Source organism: Flavobacterium sp. FG19 (genome assembly GCF_057809475.1).
In genome coordinates this window covers 44,260-62,738 of sequence record NZ_JBMDKA010000026.1, presented here as the reverse complement: position 1 = coordinate 62,738, position 18,479 = coordinate 44,260, and the positions used below count along the sequence as shown (strand labels likewise).

Genomic DNA, 18,479 nt, shown 5'->3' with positions numbered 1-18,479 from the left:
TGGGAGTATAGTTGTGAAACAATACAAAATGTTATGAAACTATCGCAAAAGTATTTTTACTTTTGTAAGGATATAGGCAAATCAGAAAATGAAAAACTGGAATATCAGAAAAATTAAAAAAGAAGACAATCAGGCAGTTGCCAAATTAATACGTTCTGTTTTTGATGAAATGGAAATCCCTAAAACGGGTACGGCTTACGAAGATCCCTATTTGGATTTAATGTTTGAAGAATACAGTAAACCTAAATCTGTTTATTTTGTGGTGGAAAGTGATGGCGAAATCTTGGGATGTGCCGGAATTGCACCTCTCGAAAATGGAGATCCGAAGATTTGTGAATTGCAAAAGATGTATTTTTTGCCAAAAGTAAGAGGTTTGGGAATTGGCAGTAAAATGATGGAAGAATGTTTGAAACAGGCGGGAGATTTTGGTTTTGAAAAATGTTATATAGAAACCATGCCGTTTATGGAAGCGGCTCAGAAATTATATACCAGATCGGGTTTTAAATATTTAGATGCTCCAATGGGCTGTACCGGCCACAATTCCTGTCCGGTATGGATGTTGAAAGATTTGCAGAATGAAATGTAACATTTTGCGGCGGCAGAATACTTACTTGAAAACAATAATTGGATAAAGCATAAAAAATGAAGATCAAACAATATCGTACTCAGTTTATTAAAGAGTTAGCTCCTTTGTACGATGCGTACGAAGCGGAAAGTTTTTTCTATTTAATTTTAGAAGACAAACACAGGCTGCGTCAGATAGATTTGGCACTAAACCATGAACTGGCTTTCTCTGAGGCCGATTTTGTGGTTTGGAATTCATTATTGGCACAATTAAAAAAAGAAGTTCCTATTCAGTATTTACTTGGGAAAACGAGTTTTTACGGACTTGATTTCGAAGTCAACGAAAATGTACTGATTCCAAGACCCGAAACAGAAGAATTGGTAGAATGGATTATCAGCGAAAACAAAGCGGTTCAAAAAAATAAAAAAATAAAAATTTTAGACATTGGCACCGGAAGCGGATGTATTGCGGTTTCATTGGCTAAAAATCTGCCCAACGCAGAGGTGTATGCGATCGATGTCTCGAAAAAAGCACTGGAAACCGCAAAAAGAAATGCCCTGCAGAATAATGTTGAGGTGACTTTTATGTTTAAAAATATTTTAGAGCTTGAAGTCATGAAATATGATTACGATGTTATTGTTTCCAATCCGCCCTATATCCGTAATCTTGAAAAAGAAGAAATCAGAAGAAACGTCCTGGACTACGAACCGCATTTAGCACTGTTTGTCGATGATAATGATGCTTTGGTTTTTTATCGTAAAATTGCCGGACTGGCGCAGAAAAACCTTTTAAAAGGAGGGCAGTTGTATTTTGAAATCAATCAGTATTTAGGAAAAGAAATGGTTGATTTACTCGAAAAGATGAATTTTAAAAATATAGACCTGCGAAAAGATATTTACGATAATGACCGTATGATAAAAGCTGGTGTTTAGTTCTCAGTCTCAGTTCTCAGTGGCAGTTCTCAGTCTCAGTCACAGTTTTCAGTTCAGTATTTAGTTATGGTTTTTATTTGTAAACAGAGACTGAATACAAAAAAATTATTCATATCGCAGAGCTTCAATAGGATCGAGTTTAGAGGCTTTTACAGCAGGGTATAAACCGGAAACAATGGCGACCATAAAACTGGTTCCGAAAGCGATTAAAATTGCAAACCACGGAACAACAAAACCAAAACCCATAGCAGCTGCTATCACAAATCCTATAGACATTCCCAGTATAATTCCCACTACACCGCCTATTTGTCCAATTAGTAAGGTTTCAATGAAAAATTGAAAAGCTACAGTTGTTCTTGTTGCTCCTAAAGCTTTTCGAACCCCAATTTCCCGGGTTCGTTCGGTTACCGAGACGATCATAATATTCATTAAGGCAATTGAAGAACCTAAAATAGTTATGATGCTGATAATTGCTGAAGCCCAGTCTAAATATTGTGTGATTCCTAAAATTCGGTTGATTAAATCATCGCTTCGGCCAATACCAAAATTATTATCACGAACCGGACTTAGTTTTCGAACTTTGCGCATCGTAATAGTAGCATTGTCAATAGCGGCATCTAAAAGTTCTTTTTTAGAAACCATGACACTAATCGTGTAATTGATGTTAGGAGCTGTAAACAGTGATCTAGCTACCTGTATAGGAATTAAAACCCGTAAATCCTGACTGTTTCCAAATGTAGAGCCTTTTTCTTTTAGAACGCCAATTACTTTAAAACGGGCTCCTCTGATCGAAATGATTTTATCAATCGGATTGACATCTTTTAATAAACCTTTTTCAAAATCAGAACCCACCACGCAGGAATAAGTGTTGTTGTCAATATCAAACTGGTTGAAAGAACGGCCAAGGGTGGTTTCTAAACCTGAATTTGTAATAAAATGTTCGTCAACTCCTACTATGGTAATTTCCGGATCGGTTTTGGTGTCCTGAAATTTTACTTCAGCTTTTGAAGTGGCTGTAAAAGAAAGAGAAGTTTCAGTAAAAGGATATTTATATTTGTTTTTAAAAGCAACGGCTTCCGGGTATGAAATAATAGGATTGACAACTTCACGTTCGTTTCCGCCACGGTTTCTAACAGTGTTTTCGTATTGGTTAATATTAAAGGTGTTAGCGCCCATTAAGGCAAAATTGGTTGAAACTTTATTTTCAAGAGCAGTTACCACAGTTAAAATTCCAACCAGAGCGGTAATTCCGATAGCAATAATTAAAACAGTAAGAATGGTTCGCAGTAATTGAGTTTTGATAGAACCAAAAGCAATTCGGATATTTTCTTTTAATAATTTTAGCATCATGACCAATTTGTCACGAAAATACGGTTTTTGTTACAAGTTTGTTTTCGAACTCGTATTATTTATTAAAAAGTAAGATATTTGCAGGCGATTTAAGTTAAAGAAATAATGTAAAAGTATTTTTAGAATTAAGATTTCATGGAATCTAAAATCTAAAATCAGAAATCTAAAATAAAAAAGATGGCTTCCAAACCAAGTATTCCACAAGGAACAAGAGATTTTTCGCCTGCCGAGGTGTCAAAACGTCAATATATTATTCAGACCATTAAAGGTAATTTCGAGAAATTCGGTTTTCAGCCTATCGAAACACCTTCGTTTGAAAACTCAGATACTTTGATGGGGAAATACGGCGAGGAAGGCGACCGACTGATTTTTAAAATTCTGAACTCAGGTAATTTTTTCTTCAATAAAAACAAAATTGAATTACCGGAATCTTTTGAAGCACTTCAGACAAATTCAGCTGAAACAATCAGTCTTGATCAAAGAATTGAGCTGAATAAATTTACAGGAAGAATTTCAGAAAAAGCATTGCGTTATGACTTAACAGTTCCGTTTGCGCGATATGTTGTACAGCACCAGAATGAAATTGAATTTCCATTCAAAAGATACCAGATTCAGCCGGTTTGGAGAGCAGACCGTCCGCAAAAAGGCCGTTATAGAGAGTTTTTTCAGTGTGACGCTGATGTTGTAGGTTCAAAATCGCTATGGCAGGAAGTAGAACTGGTGCAGCTGTATGATGCTGTTTTTACTTCTTTAGGTCTGGAAGGTGTTACCATTAAAATAAATAATCGAAAAATTTTATCCGGAATAGCAGAAGTTATAGGGGCTTCGGATAAATTAATTGATTTTACTGTTGCACTTGATAAACTGGATAAAATTGGAGAAGACGGTGTAAAAAAGGAAATGATTGAAAAAGGAATTTCTGAAACAGCTTTGGAAAAAGTACAGCCGCTTTTTAGTTTTTCAGGAACTTTTGCTGATAAAATCAGTCAGCTTTCAGCATTATTAGCTTCTTCTGAAGAAGGAATGAAAGGGGTTGAAGAATTAAAATTTATTTGTGACAATATTGCCGATTTAGGATTGTCGACTGCCGTTTTAGATTTGGATGTAACTCTGGCACGTGGATTAAATTATTATACCGGAGCTATTTTTGAAGTGGCGGCACCCAAAACCGTTTCGATAGGCTCTATTGGCGGCGGTGGAAGATACGACGATTTGACTGGTATCTTTGGTTTGAAAAATATGAGCGGGGTTGGAATTTCATTTGGACTGGACCGAATTTATCTGGTTCTGGAAGAATTACAGTTATTCCCGGAAACCGTTGCGGCAACATCAAAAGCACTGTTTGTGAATTATGGCGATAAAGAAGCTTTGTATGCCTCTAAAGCCATTCAGAAATTAAGACAGGAAAATATAAAAGTAGAATTGTATCCTGACAATGTAAAAGTGGGGAAACAATTTCAGTATGCTGACAAACGTTTGATTCCGTTTGCCGTAATTGCAGGAGATCAGGAAATTGCTTCCAATACCTATGCACTTAAAAATTTAGTGACAGGAGAGCAGGTTTCTGTTGATTTTGAAGGTTTGAAAAATGCTTTGTTAGATTAACTATTTGAAACGAAGGTTTTGCCACAGATTATACAGATTTAATTTGATTTTATATAAAATAATCTGCTCTAATCTGCCTAAATCTTTTTAAAATCTGCGTGAAATAAAAATATAGGTTAACTGTTTGAAATAAAGGTTTTTGCTTCGGATATCTCATATTTAAAGGAATTTCTTTTAAAATCTCTCTGTAAAATAGTTGTCGGAGAAGAAAAAAAACTTTTAATTTGCGGCCTCTAAGTTACGGGCGTAGTTCAAGGGTAGAATAGCGGTCTCCAAAACCGTTGATGGGGGTTCGAATCCCTCCGCCCGTGCCAAACAGGATAAAATAACACTCGTTGTTAATTATTGATCAAAGGCTTTTAGTAAGTTGAAACATAAAAAAAAGCTTCGTCTCTCTAAAGGCGAAGCTTTTTTTAATATAAGGTAAACTTGAATTAATAATTATTTAGAGACCGAGGCCAACCCTTAAATTCAATTTTGACAGGTAATAATTTAGTTATATTTTGGTTCAAATATACAAGAACTAAAACGTAATAGTCTTAAAATTATAATAAAATTTTAGGGGAGTATCCCTGTTTTTAAATGTCTCATAATTAATAAAGTGACAATTTGACATTTTATAAGATTTGGCAGTACTTTTGTAATTCAAAACAAAGAATAAAAAAATGAAGTTTAAGAATATTTTTAAAAATAAAAGTGATATGACTACGGAAAATACAGAATTCGATCAGGAATTAGATGATGCAACGATAGAGAATAACGCTAATGGGGAGCAGTTAATTGTTGATGAATTAAGTGTTGAGGAGCAATTAGCTCAGGACTTGGCCAAAGAAAAAGATAAGTTTTTGAGATTATTCGCAGAATTTGAAAATTATAAAAAAAGAACTTCAAAAGAGCGCCTGGAATTATTTAAAACAGCCAACCAGGAAGTTTTACTGGCTATGCTGCCGGTTTTAGATGATTTCGACAGAGCAGCGGTAGAGATCAACAAGTCGGAAGATGAAAATTTGAAAAAAGGTGTTGAGTTGATTCACGAAAAATTGAAAAGCACTTTAGTTTCTAAAGGTTTAGAGCAGGTTGAAATACAGGCAGGAGATGCTTTTAATGCTGATATTGCTGAAGCAATTACCCAAATTCCGGCTCCATCTGACAAACTAAAAGGAAAAATTGTTGATGTAATCGAAAAAGGATACAAATTAGGAGACAAAATTATTCGTTTCCCTAAAGTTGTTGTTGGAAACTAAAAGGCAACTAAGGTTCTGAAAGTCAATTTAAAATATTGTGATTTGGAATTTTTAAGTGTTGGAATTTAACCTAAATTATGAAAAAAGATTTTTACGAAATACTTGGCATTTCAAAAAATGCTGATGCTGCCGAAATTAAAAAAGCATACCGAAAAAGTGCTTTAAAATACCACCCTGATAAAAACCCGGGCGACAAAGAGGCAGAAGAAAACTTCAAATTAGCGGCAGAAGCTTATGAAGTTTTGAGTGATCCGCAGAAAAAAGCAAAATACGATCAGTATGGTCATCAGGCATTTGATGGTTCCGGCGGATTTGGCGGTCACGGCGGTATGAACATGGATGACATTTTCAGCCAGTTTGGTGATATTTTTGGCGGCGGATTTGGCGGTTTCGGAGGCGGAGGCGGAGGTCCTCGTCGTGCTAAAGGAAGCAATCTTCGAATTAAAGTAAAACTAACTTTAGAAGAGATTGCCAATGGTGTTGAGAAAAAAGTAAAAGTAAAACGTAAAGTTCAGGCAAAAGGAGTTTCGTATAAAACCTGTACGACTTGTAATGGTCAGGGACAGGTAATGCGTGTTACTAATACCATTTTAGGAAGAATGCAGTCTGCGTCGACTTGTCCTTCATGCGGCGGGTCTGGTCAGATTTTAGATAAAAAACCTTCTGAGGCAGATGCACAGGGAATGATACAGGAAGATGAAACCGTATCCATCAAAATTCCTGCAGGTGTTGTAGACGGTATGCAGTTAAAAGTTTCTAATAAAGGAAACGATGCGCCAGGAAGCAATAGTATTCCGGGAGATTTAATTGTAGCTATCGAAGAAGTGGAACACGAGTTACTGAAACGTGAAGGGGAGAATATTCACTACGATTTATACATCAGTTTCCCGGAAGCCGTTTTAGGAGCTTCAAAAGATATTGAAGCAATTAATGGAAAAGTTCGTATTAAATTAGAAGAAGGAATCCAGTCCGGAAAAATCCTAAGATTAAAAGGAAAAGGAATCCCAAGTTTAAACGGTTACGGAAGCGGTGATTTATTAGTACACGTAAATGTATGGACTCCTAAAACATTAAACAAAGAGCAGAAGCAATTCTTTGAAAATGCTTTAAATGACGAGCATTTTGTTCCAAGCCCTGAAAAATCAGAGAAATCATTTTTTGAAAAAGTAAAAGATATGTTCTCTTAATCGGAGCTTTTTTTAATAAGATAATAAAAATGAAAACCCATTCCTGTTTATAAGAATGGGTTTTTTGCGTATTATAATGCAGATTCGGCTCGAATTATTTACTTTTACGCACTGTTGGTGAAAATAAAAAAGGCCATTACAAGAAAATATAAAAAACAGCATGAGCAACTTATTAGAAGTACATAAAGTCGTAAAAAAATATGGCGATTATGTAGCGCTGAACGAAGTTTCATTAAATGTGCCAAAAGGCAGTATTTACGGATTGTTAGGTCCAAATGGAGCCGGAAAAACTTCCCTGATCAGAATTATAAATCAAATTACAATGCCCGACAGCGGGGAGGTAATTTTAGATGGCGAAAAACTGCAGCCTAAACATGTGCAGACTATTGGGTATCTGCCGGAAGAAAGAGGTTTATACAGTTCAATGAAAGTAGGAGAGCAGTGTTTGTACCTGGCACAAATGAAAGGCCTTTCTAAAGCCGAAGCCAAAAAACAGCTCGATTACTGGTTTGACCGCTTAGGGATTCAGGGCTGGTGGAATAAAAAAATTCAGGAACTTTCTAAAGGAATGGCGCAAAAAATTCAGTTTGTAGTCTGTGTGCTGCACAAACCAAAACTGCTCATTTTAGATGAGCCTTTTTCCGGATTTGACCCTGTTAATGCCAATGTGATTAAAGACGAAATTTTAGCCCTGAAAGAACAGGGATCAACGATTATTTTTTCTACACACCGAATGGAAAGTGTAGAAGAGCTTTGCGAGAATATTGCTTTAATCCATAAATCAAATAAGCTGATAGAAGGAAAAGTGGCCGATGTAAAACGTCAGTTCAGAACCAATAGTTTTGAAGTAGGGATTCTGACCAGCAATGTTGAAGGCCTGATGTATGATATTACACAGAAATTTACCGTTTCTCCGGCCAGTTTTAAATCTTTAAATGATGATTTAAAACTGAATATAGAGATTGGAAATGCAATGCCGAATGAATTATTAAATGTTTTGACACAACGTGGTCAGGTAACACATTTCGTAGAGAAAATACCAAGCATAAACGATATTTTTATTCAGACAGTTACCGAAAATAAAAAATTAAATTCCAATAATTAAATTCCAGACTCCAAATTTGAGACAGAAATAGTTGGAATTTGGGATTTGAAATTTGAAAATTAAAATATATTTATGAGTATTATCTCGCTGATCATAAAAAGAGAATTTATTGCCAAAGTCCGCAATAAATCTTTTGTTGTCATGACTTTTCTGAGTCCGCTTTTGTTTGTGGCGATAGCCGTTTTTATTGGATACCTGAGTTCAATGAAAGCCGAAACCAAACGTATCGCCATTCATGACGAAACCGGAATTTTTGCCTCAGATTTTTTAAAGGAAAATAAAAAAGGAGCTGAGTTTAAATATTACGATTTGTCTGAAATCGAAGTAAAAGCTTTAAAGGACAGTATTACAAAAGAAAATTTTAACGGATTAATTGTCATTCCAAAAACAAATAATTCCAAAGATTTAGAAAGTAAAATTGAATTTATTTCCAATAACAGCCCTAGTATTTCTTTTATTGAAAACACACAGGATATTATTGGAGAAAAAATTACAAAATTAAATCTTGAAGAAGCAAAACTGGATACACTGGCTATTCAGAAAGCACAGTCAAAAGTTAATATTCATTTGATTAAAGCTTCCGGAGAAGAAAGTTTAAAAGGTTTAAATGAAATTAAAATCGGAATTGGAGGCGCATTTGGTTATCTGATTATGATGTTTATTATCATTTACGGGAATATGGTCATGCGCAGCGTTATCGAAGAAAAAACAAACCGTATTATTGAAATCATTATTTCATCCGTAAAACCCTTTCAGTTGATGATTGGTAAAATTGTAGGAACTTCTTTGGCTGGCATTCTGCAGTTTATAATTTGGGCTGTCATTGGTTTGGGGTTAATGTTTGCCGCCTCGGCATTTTTTGGTGTCAATGTTGGACCAACTGCCAGAATTTCTCCTGAAATGATGCAGACAGCACAGCATCAATTATCAGGATCAGCACAAATGTATATTGCCGAATTATGGAATCTGCCTATTGCCAGTATTATAATTGGTTTTATAGTGTATTTTATAGGAGGTTATTTTCTGTACAGTTCCTTTTATGCGGCTATTGGGGCAGCGGTGGATAATCAAACCGATTCACAGCAGTTTTTACTGCCTATACTCATGCCGTTAATTCTGAGTGTTTATATTGGATTTTTCACTGTTGTCAATGATCCGCACGGAACGGTTGCTGTCGTATTTTCAATGATTCCGCTTACTTCGCCTATAGTGATGTTAATGCGTATTCCGTTTGGCGTACCATGGTGGCAGATTGCAATTTCGGTATCATTATTGTTTGCAGCCTTTTTCCTTGTAGTCTGGTTCGCGGCCAAAATTTACCGTATTGGTATTTTAATGTACGGCAAGAAACCTACCTGGAAAGAATTGTATAAATGGCTGAAGTACTAGCTCTTTAAAGTTGCAAAGGTGCAGGGTTACAAAGGTTCAAAGTTTTTTATTTGAATTTTTAGTAATTTAGAAAAGCGGCTTTAAGAATTGCACCAAAGCACAGAAAAAATATTATATAACAGGTTAAAAGGCCTCATAGCGGCAAAGATTTTAAACTTTGTATCTCTGAACCTTTGCAACTTTGAACCTTAAAAAAAATGAGTAAAATATTAATTATCGAAGACGAAGCGGCGATCAGAAGAGTTCTGATGAAAATTTTATCAGAAGAAAATGATTCGTATAAGGTTGATGAGGCTGAAGATGGAGCTGCGGGATTAGAAAAAATAAAAAACAACGATTACGATTTGGTTTTGTGCGATATCAAAATGCCAAAAATGGACGGAGTTGAGGTTTTAGAAGAAGTAAAAAAGATAAAACCTGAAATTCCGATGGTGATGATTTCCGGTCACGGCGATATGGAAACCGCTATTCATACCATGCGTTTAGGAGCCTTTGATTATATCTCTAAACCGCCGGATCTGAACCGTTTATTAAATACCGTTCGTAATGCCTTAGACAAAAAACAATTAGTTGTTGAAAATAAAATACTAAAGAAAAAAGTCAGCAAAAATTATGAAATGATCGGCGACAGTGAATCTATCAATCATATTAAACTAATGATTGATAAAGTAGCCCAAACCGAAGCCAGAGTTTTGATTACCGGGCCAAACGGAACCGGAAAAGAACTAGTGGCACATCAACTGCATGAAAAAAGCGAACGCTCCGGTTTTCCTTTAATCGAAGTAAACTGTGCGGCGATTCCAAGCGAATTGATCGAAAGTGAGTTATTCGGACACGTAAAAGGTGCTTTTACATCGGCAGTGAAAGATCGTGCCGGAAAGTTTGAAGCAGCAGACAAAGGAACTATTTTCCTGGATGAAATTGGAGATATGAGTCTTTCGGCGCAAGCCAAAGTATTACGTGCACTTCAGGAAAGTATGATTACAAGGGTAGGTGCTGATAAGGATATTAAAGTTGATGTTCGTGTGGTGGCAGCCACCAATAAAGATTTAAAAACAGAAATTGCAGAAGGTCGTTTTAGAGAAGATTTATACCATCGTCTCGCTGTAATTTTGATCAAAGTACCGCCATTGAATGAAAGACGTGATGATATTCCGGCTTTAATAAAACATTTTGCGGAGAAAATTGCGTCAGAGCAGGGGAATGCCGTTAAAGCTTTTTCGGCTCAGGCTATACAATTATTACAGGAATATGACTGGACCGGAAATATTCGTGAACTCCGAAATGTAGTTGAAAGATTAATTATTCTGGGAGGAAACGAGATCTCTGAAGGAGATGTAAAAATGTTCGCAAGCAAGTAAAGGCTTCGCGCTGCAGGCTATAAGCTCTAGGCTTTAAGCTTTTAAAATATAGATAACTTTTGCTTACGGCCTATGGCTTATAGCTTAAAGCTAAAAAAAATGAAATTAAAAAAGATAAACGAAAGGTTACAGGACGGATTAATAGAAGAGGGGTTAACAGAAGCGAATGTTTTGCAGCTGGAAACGTTTTCGACTATTAAAAGTGGTGCTGACTGTGTGATTATTTCTCCAAAAGGAACCGGAAAAACTACCACAATTGTACTGAATGTGATTCAGCAGCTGACAGGTAAAAATGAAGAATCGCCGCGTGCCTTAATTATTGTAGAAGACAAAGAAAAGGTCCTGGCTATGACAGAACTTTTTGAGAAATTGGGTAAATATGCCAATCTTGAAGTATACGGTGTACATGACAAAGGTGACATGGACTATGACAAAAATTACGTTTCAACCGGAATTGATGTTTTAATTGGAACGCCAACGAAACTCAACGATATGTTTAGTACAGCCGGTTACAATGTAAACCGTTTAAAAATGTTTATTCTGGATGATGCCGATCCGATTTTGAAATTGCGTCATGAACCTAAAATTATGCGTATTTCAAACAGTATTGCCAAAACCCAGCGATTGATTTTTGCCGAGTCATTAACAGAACGTATCGAAATTTTAGCAGATAAAATACTAATTGAACCTTATTTGTTTGATATGGATGAAGAGGGCGAAGAGGAACTGGACGAAGAAGAAGGTGAAATTCAGGAGGAAGAATAATAAACCATACTGCCTGATTTGTAATTGAAAAACAATCGTATGAGAACAGGATATCTGCATTTTTTGCTTGTGATAGTTTTAAGTGTCAGCCTTTTTAGCTGTGCCAGTTTTTCAAAGAAATCATTTCGAAACAACCTGGAGGATCTGGAATTACAAAACATTACCAAACTTGAAGGAACCTACATACTTAATCCGGTTTTAAAATATCCCTATAATACTCACGGAACCATTAAGAATTCAGAGAAAAGTACTGATTCGCTGCGGGAAGATAATGCTTACAAGGTGCTCTTAAACAGGAATGCCGCCAGTGTAATAGTAAAAAAGAATGCGGCAGGCAGCATCGTGATGGATCTTAAGTTTCAGAATCCTCATATGATCTCCCTAAAAGTCTACGAAGATTCTGTGATTATTAAGGATACAGTTCTTTCGGGTAAAATAAAAAAGGGAATGTTTTATCTGGATAATACGTTTTTGAAATGTACCGGAATTCCGTATTTTTTTGGCGGCTGCAACAATAATAAAAGAAGAATTGGGCTGACTAAAAATCAAAATCTGTTGATAAATACAGCATCAAGTAATACTGGTGCTTTTTTGTTTCTGTTTTGGGCCGGCACCGATTATAATCTTACTTATGAATATCAGAAGGCAGAATAAACTTTTACTTAAAATCTCATAATCAATTTTGTATTTGTAACGTATGGAAATTTTTAAAACCATTAAATTCTTCTCAATCGTACTGCTCTGCTTTTTTCTGATTGTATATGTTTTAATGATTACCTACGTGTATTTTAATCAGGCTGCATTTGTTTTTCACAGTTCCAGACTGCCTAAAGATTATAGATTTGATTACCAGCAGAAATTTGAAGAAATTAATATCAAATCGTTTGACGGAAGTATTCTTAACGGTCTGCTGTTTAAAGCGGAACACTCAAAAGGATTGGTTTTTTATCTTCATGGAAATGCAGGAACACTGGAAACCTGGGGCAGAATTGCCAAAATATATACTTCTTTAGAGTATGATATTTTTATTTTAGATTACAGAAGTTTTGGGAAAAGTGAAGGTGAAATTGAAAATGAAGAACAATTATCAAAAGATATTTCGATTGTATATCATTCTGTCTCTTCAGGATATTCTGAAAATAACATTATAATTGCCGGATATTCTATTGGTTCCGGATTTGCCGCCAAACTGGCAGTAGAGAATAAACCTAAAGCCCTTATTCTGCAGTCTCCGTATTATAATTTTTTAGAACTGTCCAGTTCAAAAGTTCCGTTGTTTCCGGATTTTATGAAAAAGTTTAGTCTGGAAACCAATATTTACCTCCCAAAAGTAAAATCACCCATTTATATTTTTCACGGAACACAGGATTTGTTGATTCCTTTTGATAATTCGGTACGCTTAAAAGAACTTTTAAAAGAAAAGGCCCATTTTTATCCGTTAAAAAATCAGGAACATATTGGGATGAATGAAAATGAAGATTTTCAGAGGGAGTTACAAGTTATATTACAATAAGTTAAAGAGTCTCAGTTTTCAGTCACAGTTTTCAGTGCGGGAGTGTAAGTTATGTGATGAATGAAGACGAAGATTTCTGCAAGGATTTAAAAGTTATATTAGAATAAATTAAAGAGTCTCGGTTTTTAGTTACCGTTCCCGGTTTGGGACTGTACACTATTACTGAGACTGAAAACTAAAATAAAAATGCAATACAAAATGTTAGTTCTGGACATGGATGATACCTTGTTGACAGATGACCACAGAATTTCGGACCGTAATAAAAAAGTACTATTAGAAGCCAAAGCAAAAGGCGTGCATATCGTTTTGGCGTCAGGACGTCCTACTTCTGCGATGACCGCTTATGCAAAGGAACTTGAACTTGATAATTCTTATATGATTTCGTTTAACGGAGCTATCATCAGCAGGGTAAAAGACGATTTAATTTTGTTTGAGCAGAAACTGACTGTAGATCAGATTCATGATTTATACGATTACAGTCTGAAAACAAAAACACACATTATTACGTATTTGGATAATGAAATCATAAGTGAAACTGATTCGGAGTATATAGAGGTTGAAAAGGAAATTACCGGAATGGTACATCACAAAGTGACTAGTTTTAAAGATTATGTTGACAGACCTGCCGTAAAATGTATTTTACTGGAGAATCCAGCCTACTTAAAGGAAGTTGAAAAAGATTTAAAAACAGTGATGCCGCATTTAAGTATTTCAATGTCAAAACCTTTTTTTCTTGAAGCAGCGCAGAACGGAATTGATAAAGCGGCGAGTTTAAAACTTTTGGCAGAAAAACTTGGTATTCTTCAAAGTGAAATTATCGCGGTTGGAAACGCCGGAAATGATTTGACCATGATCGAATATGCCGGACTTGGTGTCTGGGTAGATAATGTGACACCGGAACTGCGTGATAAAGCCGATTTAATTGTAGCATCCAATAATAATGACGGGGTGGCCGAAGTAGTGCAAAAATATATTCTAAATTAAAGTATGATGAAAAAATCACTTGAAACAGAACGTTTAGTATTAAGAGAAGTTGTTATTTCTGATTTGGATGGAATGTTCGAGCTGGATTCTAATCCTAATGTTCATATTTATCTGGGCAATAAACCCGTTACTACTATTGAGCAGAGTGCAGCATACATTGAAAATCTTCAGCAGCAGTACAAGGATTTTGGAACCGGACGCTGGGCCGTGATACTGAAAGAAACCAATGAATTTATTGGCTGGTCCGGAATTAAGTTTATCGATTATGAGATAAATAACCATAAAGATTTTTATGAAATTGGCTATCGTTTTATCGAAAAACACTGGGGGAAAGGTTATGCAAGTGAAGCTGGAAAAGCTTTTATAGAATATGCATTTAGAGAAATGAAAGTTGAGGCATTGTACGCCTATGCGGATCAAGGCAATGAAAACTCAAGAAAAATTCTCGAAAAACTGGGCTTGCAATATGTAAACTCTTTTGAATATGAAGGAGAAACAGAAGTCTGGTACGAGATCAAAAATCCAAACTTATAAAACCATTTTAAAGAAATCCGCTCCAAATCTTTGAAAGCTGAGAAGCCTGCAAAGATTTGGAAAACGTGGTTTCTTTTGAATTATTTTTTTGCTACCGAAACAAAATATTTGTTTCCGTCGCCCATTGTTAATTTTACACGTTCGTCGCAAAGATCGATAGCGAAATTAGCGCTTTCGTAACAGCTGCAGGTAGTGTTTTTATCTTTAGACATTTCAGTTTTGCAATTGTTATTTTTAAAAGTAGCCAATTGCGGCGTGTATAAACTTACTAAGTCTGTAGAAGCCGTTACCAATGAAATAATACTTGCAGAGTTATTATTAGTAATTCTGTATACGATTCTGTCTGTATAGTTCACATCATTTACAGTTACTTTACGAATATAAGTATATGCAGTAGATTCAGCACCTGGCTCTTTTACTTCAAATTTAAATCCAACAGCACGAATAGCAATGTCAAACTGTGACTGGGAATTTAAACTAGCCCAATTTGTCAAAGTACTAATAGATGGAAAAGGATTAGCAGGTGCAGCTGGTGCATTAGTTTGCGCTTGCGAACTAAAAATGGTTAAGAACATCAAGCAGATTGTGGGTAAAAATGCTTTCATAATGGAGTTTTTAATTTTTTTAATTGTTGCCTACTCTTTCTGGTTTTCGGCGTTCCCCTTGTTTCTAATAACAAAACAACAACATAACGGTTGAAATTCAAAATTGTTATGCATGATTTGTTATAATATTAATATAAACACGTAATTTTTTTAGATTCCTGATTAAATCAGCCCAAATATCTAAACAAAGTTAAATGTAAGAAAATTTAAATTTAAACAGTTAAAAAATGTAGTTAATCGATAAAATTTGCATTTAATCGATGTTTTTGTCATTTTATTCTTATCGAATCAAAAAATTAGAGCCTGTCTCAACAGGAAGATTTTTATGAACGTTAATTTACTAATATAGTTTTAAATATCCATCAAAAACAGATGTTTAATGCAAAATATTGATATATAGTCTATTATTGATTTTATTTTAAAGAATATTGTATGTAAATTTGCAAACTCTTTAAAAGAGATGTAAATATAATATCTTACTACTTATAAATGTAGTGTATTCCCATGGAAAATAGAAAAAAAGTTGCTTTTTATACGCTTGGCTGCAAATTAAATTTCTCAGAGACATCAACGATTGCCCGAAATTTTCAGGATGAAGGTTTCGATCGTGTAGATTTTGAAGAAATAGCAGACATTTATGTCATCAATACCTGTTCCGTAACAGATAATGCTGACAAGCAGTTTAAGCAGGTTGTCAAAAAAGCAATGAAGCTGAATGATAAAGCTTTTGTAGCCGCGGTAGGATGTTATGCACAGCTGAAACCCGAAGAACTAGCCGCAGTTGACGGAGTTGATCTGGTTCTTGGAGCTACAGAAAAGTTTAAAATCACCGATTATATTCATGACTTAAGTAAAAATGATATGGGTGAAGTGCATTCCTGCGAAATTGCTGAAGCTGATTTTTATGTGGGAAGTTATTCTATCGGTGACCGTACCCGTGCCTTTTTAAAAGTTCAGGACGGCTGTGATTATAAATGCACCTATTGTACCATTCCGCTGGCAAGAGGAATTTCGAGAAGTGATGCTTTGGAAAATGTACTTAAAAATGCCAAAGAAATTTCGGCGCAGAATATCCGTGAAATTGTTTTAACCGGAGTAAATATTGGTGATTACGGAAAAGGAGAGTTTGGAAATAAAAAACACGAACATACTTTCTTGGATTTAGTTCAGGCTTTAGATAAAGTGGAAGGCATCGAACGTTTAAGAATTTCTTCTATTGAACCGAATCTATTAAAAAATGAAACGATTGATTTTGTTTCAAAAAGCAGAACTTTTGTACCGCATTTCCATATTCCGCTACAGTCAGGCAGCAACGATATTTTAAAATTAATGAAACGCCGTTATTTACGTGAAGTATATACAGACCGTGTGAATAAAATTCGCGAAGTGATGCCTCATGCCTGTATTGGAGTGGATGTAATTGTAGGTTTTCCGGGAGAAACAGACGAACATTTCTTAGAAACCTATCATTTTTTAAATGAAATGGATATTTCGTATTTACACGTTTTTACCTATTCTGAAAGAGATAATACAGAAGCAGCCGCTATGCAGGGAGTTGTTCCGGCTAATGTAAGGGCAAAACGAAGCAAAATGCTGAGAGGTTTATCTGTTAAAAAACGCCGTGCTTTTTACGAAAGCCAGTTGGGAACAAACAGAACCGTTTTGTTTGAAGGAGAAAACAAAGAAGGTTATATTCATGGTTTTACCGAAAATTACGTAAAAGTAAAAACACCATGGAATCCTGAATTAATAAATACACTGCACGAAATCAATCTAACCAAAATTGATGAAGACGGAAGTGTTCGTATGGAGTTTTTAAATAAACTGGCAGAAGTTTAAATGTAAAGTTTGATATTTCGGGAGAAAATATTCTAAAGGACAGCCTGAAAACTGCCTTGTGTAATCAGTATAAAACAAGAAAGTCCTTTATAAAAAAGGACTTTCTTGTTTTTATGCTATTTAGTATCCTGAATAACCAGTTTCAACGAATTGATATAATCGGTGTCAAATTCAATGACCCTTATTTTTTCAGGATTAAAAGCTAATTCTCCGCCAAATTGTCCTTTGGTGTCCAGAAAATCAATCAGGAGTTCTTCATTTGTCAGAGAAATTAATTTTCCCAGATAAGCTGATTTTGATGATTTTTTAGAAATCTGAAAAATCCCATGTTTAGCACTGATATAGCTTAGAATTGACTCTAAATCACGAATAGGAATAATATCTTCAGCATTCGTTTTTAACCCTTTCAGGCGAATCACTTTTTCTGTAAAAGCCAGATCCTGATCTCTGTGAACAGCTTCTATGTTTTTATTTTTAAGAATTACAAAACCATCCAGAATGTAATCGACAGGATTGTTTCGAAGTAAAATCCAATCGTCAGAATAATCAATTAGAAAACCCGTAAAAATTTCTTTTTTATCCTGAAATTCTATGGCAATCAATTGTCTTAAATAATGTTCCATCATAATTGTTTTAAAAAAAATCCAGTACTAAAATTCCAAATCCCAGTTTCTATAGTGTTTTGGAATTTGGAATTTCAAAAATTTGGAATTTAATTTTTATTAAGGATTAGTAGACCAGATGCTGCTGTTTTTGATAAAAACCCTGCGGTTTAATTTTAGCTGTGCAATAATTAAGTCGGCCATATCTTCAGACTGCATCACTTTTTCCGGATTTCCGTCGGTTAAGTTTAAGTCTTTGGCCATATCTGTGGCTACTGTACTTGGCGTTAAGGCTGTTACACGAATGTTGTGTTTTCTCATTTCCTGCATCAAAGAATCCGTGAGACCTAAAACCGCAAATTTAGACGCGCTGTAAGCACTTGTCAATGCGTTTCCGTTCAAACCTGCCGTTGAAGAAATATTTATAATATCTCCGGTTTGTCTTTCGATCATATTTGGAATTACAGCACGAGTTGTGTAATAGGTTCCCATTAAATTTACCTGAATAATTCTTTCCCAGGCTTCAGGTTCTAATTCTAAGAACTTTCCAAAAGAAGCAATTCCGGCACTGTTGATTAGAATGTCAATACTTTTGAATTCAGTGATTGCTTTTTCTACTGCAGAGTTGATAGAATTAATATCTGAAACGTCGGCAGAAATAGCCATAGTTTTTACGCCCAGTTTTGAAGTTTCTTCTGCCAGTTGACTGATGTCGTTTTGGGTTCTTGAAACCAGAATTAAGTTTACGCCTTCTTTAGCCAATGCAATGGCAACAGCTTTTCCAATTCCTTTTCCAGCACCTGTAATAAGTGCATTTTTATTCTTTAAGTCGGTCATGATTGTATTTTTAGAAATGCAGAAAGCATCATTTTAAGTCTAACAAAAATAAAGCTTTTGAA

The 18,479-nt window shown here is 35.2% G+C and carries 18 protein-coding genes and 1 tRNA gene; 15 read left to right on the top strand and 4 right to left on the bottom strand.

From position 1 onward, the window contains the following. The first annotated feature begins 88 nt into the window (after positions 1 to 88). Both ACODST_RS21905 and prmC read left to right on the top strand, forming a co-directional pair. Positions 89 to 586 carry a GNAT family N-acetyltransferase gene (locus ACODST_RS21905; protein ID WP_488934219.1) on the top strand — a complete coding sequence of 166 codons (498 nt, stop codon included), beginning with the start codon at positions 89 to 91 and terminating at the stop codon, positions 584 to 586. A 56-nt stretch (positions 587 to 642) separates the two neighbouring features. Continuing rightward, complete coding sequence (prmC, locus tag ACODST_RS21900) at positions 643 to 1,497, top strand: peptide chain release factor N(5)-glutamine methyltransferase (RefSeq protein WP_488934218.1); 855 nt, start codon at positions 643 to 645, stop codon at positions 1,495 to 1,497. A 105-nt stretch (positions 1,498 to 1,602) separates the two neighbouring features. Here the strand turns inward: prmC and ACODST_RS21895 are convergent, their stop codons facing one another. Further along, on the bottom strand, positions 1,603 to 2,847 hold the full coding sequence (locus tag ACODST_RS21895) for an ABC transporter permease (protein WP_488934217.1): 1,245 nt from the start codon (positions 2,845 to 2,847) through the stop codon (positions 1,603 to 1,605). A gap of 177 nt (positions 2,848 to 3,024) precedes the next feature. On the opposite strand from ACODST_RS21895, the gene hisS reads away from it, so the two are divergent. The 12 genes from hisS to ACODST_RS21835 all read left to right on the top strand — a co-directional run bounded on the left by hisS (position 3,025) and on the right by ACODST_RS21835 (position 14,534). Beyond that, the gene (gene hisS, locus ACODST_RS21890) at positions 3,025 to 4,452 is read left to right on the top strand and encodes a histidine--tRNA ligase (RefSeq protein ID WP_488934216.1); all 1,428 of its coding nucleotides are present in this window, start codon (positions 3,025 to 3,027) and stop codon (positions 4,450 to 4,452) included. Positions 4,453 to 4,692: 240 nt separating this feature from the next. Further along, positions 4,693 to 4,766 (top strand) — tRNA-Trp (locus ACODST_RS21885). A 351-nt stretch (positions 4,767 to 5,117) separates the two neighbouring features. Next, the gene (locus ACODST_RS21880; protein ID WP_488934215.1) at positions 5,118 to 5,696 is read left to right on the top strand and encodes a nucleotide exchange factor GrpE; all 579 of its coding nucleotides are present in this window, start codon (positions 5,118 to 5,120) and stop codon (positions 5,694 to 5,696) included. Between the two features lie 77 nt (positions 5,697 to 5,773). After that, complete coding sequence (gene dnaJ, locus ACODST_RS21875) at positions 5,774 to 6,883, top strand: molecular chaperone DnaJ (protein WP_488934214.1); 1,110 nt, start codon at positions 5,774 to 5,776, stop codon at positions 6,881 to 6,883. Positions 6,884 to 7,043: 160 nt separating this feature from the next. After that, a complete protein-coding gene (locus tag ACODST_RS21870) occupies positions 7,044 to 7,988 on the top strand; it encodes an ABC transporter ATP-binding protein (protein ID WP_488934213.1) in 945 nt (314 codons plus the stop codon). 72 nt (positions 7,989 to 8,060) lie between these two features. Then, positions 8,061 to 9,377: an ABC transporter permease gene (locus ACODST_RS21865; RefSeq protein WP_488934212.1), complete on the top strand. Its 1,317-nt coding sequence runs from the start codon at positions 8,061 to 8,063 to the stop codon at positions 9,375 to 9,377. Positions 9,378 to 9,574: 197 nt separating this feature from the next. Beyond that, complete coding sequence (locus ACODST_RS21860) at positions 9,575 to 10,738, top strand: sigma-54-dependent transcriptional regulator (RefSeq protein WP_488934211.1); 1,164 nt, start codon at positions 9,575 to 9,577, stop codon at positions 10,736 to 10,738. A gap of 99 nt (positions 10,739 to 10,837) precedes the next feature. Then, positions 10,838 to 11,503, top strand: coding sequence for a DEAD/DEAH box helicase (locus ACODST_RS21855; RefSeq protein WP_488934210.1), 666 nt, complete (start codon positions 10,838 to 10,840; stop codon positions 11,501 to 11,503). A gap of 39 nt (positions 11,504 to 11,542) precedes the next feature. Then, on the top strand, positions 11,543 to 12,157 hold the full coding sequence (locus tag ACODST_RS21850) for a hypothetical protein (RefSeq protein ID WP_488934209.1): 615 nt from the start codon (positions 11,543 to 11,545) through the stop codon (positions 12,155 to 12,157). A 43-nt stretch (positions 12,158 to 12,200) separates the two neighbouring features. Beyond that, positions 12,201 to 13,016 (top strand): alpha/beta hydrolase, encoded by an 816-nt coding sequence (locus ACODST_RS21845; RefSeq protein WP_488934208.1) that lies wholly within the window; start codon positions 12,201 to 12,203, stop codon positions 13,014 to 13,016. 186 nt (positions 13,017 to 13,202) lie between these two features. Further along, entirely contained in the window at positions 13,203 to 14,000 is a 798-nt protein-coding gene (locus ACODST_RS21840) for a Cof-type HAD-IIB family hydrolase (protein ID WP_488934207.1), read from the top strand. A 3-nt stretch (positions 14,001 to 14,003) separates the two neighbouring features. After that, positions 14,004 to 14,534 carry a GNAT family N-acetyltransferase gene (locus ACODST_RS21835; RefSeq protein ID WP_488934206.1) on the top strand — a complete coding sequence of 177 codons (531 nt, stop codon included), beginning with the start codon at positions 14,004 to 14,006 and terminating at the stop codon, positions 14,532 to 14,534. A gap of 80 nt (positions 14,535 to 14,614) precedes the next feature. Here ACODST_RS21835 and ACODST_RS21830 read toward each other — a convergent pair whose 3' ends face one another. After that, complete coding sequence (locus ACODST_RS21830) at positions 14,615 to 15,139, bottom strand: hypothetical protein (protein WP_488934205.1); 525 nt, start codon at positions 15,137 to 15,139, stop codon at positions 14,615 to 14,617. A gap of 504 nt (positions 15,140 to 15,643) precedes the next feature. On the opposite strand from ACODST_RS21830, the gene mtaB reads away from it, so the two are divergent. Further along, a complete protein-coding gene (mtaB, locus tag ACODST_RS21825; RefSeq protein WP_488934204.1) occupies positions 15,644 to 16,978 on the top strand; it encodes a tRNA (N(6)-L-threonylcarbamoyladenosine(37)-C(2))-methylthiotransferase MtaB in 1,335 nt (444 codons plus the stop codon). 116 nt (positions 16,979 to 17,094) lie between these two features. On the opposite strand, the gene ACODST_RS21820 is transcribed toward mtaB, so the two are convergent. After that, positions 17,095 to 17,601 (bottom strand): hypothetical protein, encoded by a 507-nt coding sequence (locus ACODST_RS21820; RefSeq protein ID WP_488934246.1) that lies wholly within the window; start codon positions 17,599 to 17,601, stop codon positions 17,095 to 17,097. 99 nt (positions 17,602 to 17,700) lie between these two features. Further along, complete coding sequence (locus ACODST_RS21815; protein ID WP_488934203.1) at positions 17,701 to 18,417, bottom strand: 3-ketoacyl-ACP reductase; 717 nt, start codon at positions 18,415 to 18,417, stop codon at positions 17,701 to 17,703. Positions 18,418 to 18,479 lie beyond the last annotated feature (62 nt).

Coding starts and splice junctions, on each gene's coding strand:
- ACODST_RS21905 (WP_488934219.1), top strand. CDS start 89: ATGAAAAACTGGAATATCAGAAAAATTAAAAAAGAAGACAATCAGGCA.
- prmC (WP_488934218.1), top strand. CDS start 643: ATGAAGATCAAACAATATCGTACTCAGTTTATTAAAGAGTTAGCTCCT.
- ACODST_RS21895 (WP_488934217.1), bottom strand. CDS start 2,847: ATGATGCTAAAATTATTAAAAGAAAATATCCGAATTGCTTTTGGTTCT.
- hisS (WP_488934216.1), top strand. CDS start 3,025: ATGGCTTCCAAACCAAGTATTCCACAAGGAACAAGAGATTTTTCGCCT.
- ACODST_RS21880 (WP_488934215.1), top strand. CDS start 5,118: ATGAAGTTTAAGAATATTTTTAAAAATAAAAGTGATATGACTACGGAA.
- dnaJ (WP_488934214.1), top strand. CDS start 5,774: ATGAAAAAAGATTTTTACGAAATACTTGGCATTTCAAAAAATGCTGAT.
- ACODST_RS21870 (WP_488934213.1), top strand. CDS start 7,044: ATGAGCAACTTATTAGAAGTACATAAAGTCGTAAAAAAATATGGCGAT.
- ACODST_RS21865 (WP_488934212.1), top strand. CDS start 8,061: ATGAGTATTATCTCGCTGATCATAAAAAGAGAATTTATTGCCAAAGTC.
- ACODST_RS21860 (WP_488934211.1), top strand. CDS start 9,575: ATGAGTAAAATATTAATTATCGAAGACGAAGCGGCGATCAGAAGAGTT.
- ACODST_RS21855 (WP_488934210.1), top strand. CDS start 10,838: ATGAAATTAAAAAAGATAAACGAAAGGTTACAGGACGGATTAATAGAA.
- ACODST_RS21850 (WP_488934209.1), top strand. CDS start 11,543: ATGAGAACAGGATATCTGCATTTTTTGCTTGTGATAGTTTTAAGTGTC.
- ACODST_RS21845 (WP_488934208.1), top strand. CDS start 12,201: ATGGAAATTTTTAAAACCATTAAATTCTTCTCAATCGTACTGCTCTGC.
- ACODST_RS21840 (WP_488934207.1), top strand. CDS start 13,203: ATGCAATACAAAATGTTAGTTCTGGACATGGATGATACCTTGTTGACA.
- ACODST_RS21835 (WP_488934206.1), top strand. CDS start 14,004: ATGATGAAAAAATCACTTGAAACAGAACGTTTAGTATTAAGAGAAGTT.
- ACODST_RS21830 (WP_488934205.1), bottom strand. CDS start 15,139: ATGAAAGCATTTTTACCCACAATCTGCTTGATGTTCTTAACCATTTTT.
- mtaB (WP_488934204.1), top strand. CDS start 15,644: ATGGAAAATAGAAAAAAAGTTGCTTTTTATACGCTTGGCTGCAAATTA.
- ACODST_RS21820 (WP_488934246.1), bottom strand. CDS start 17,601: ATGGAACATTATTTAAGACAATTGATTGCCATAGAATTTCAGGATAAA.
- ACODST_RS21815 (WP_488934203.1), bottom strand. CDS start 18,417: ATGACCGACTTAAAGAATAAAAATGCACTTATTACAGGTGCTGGAAAA.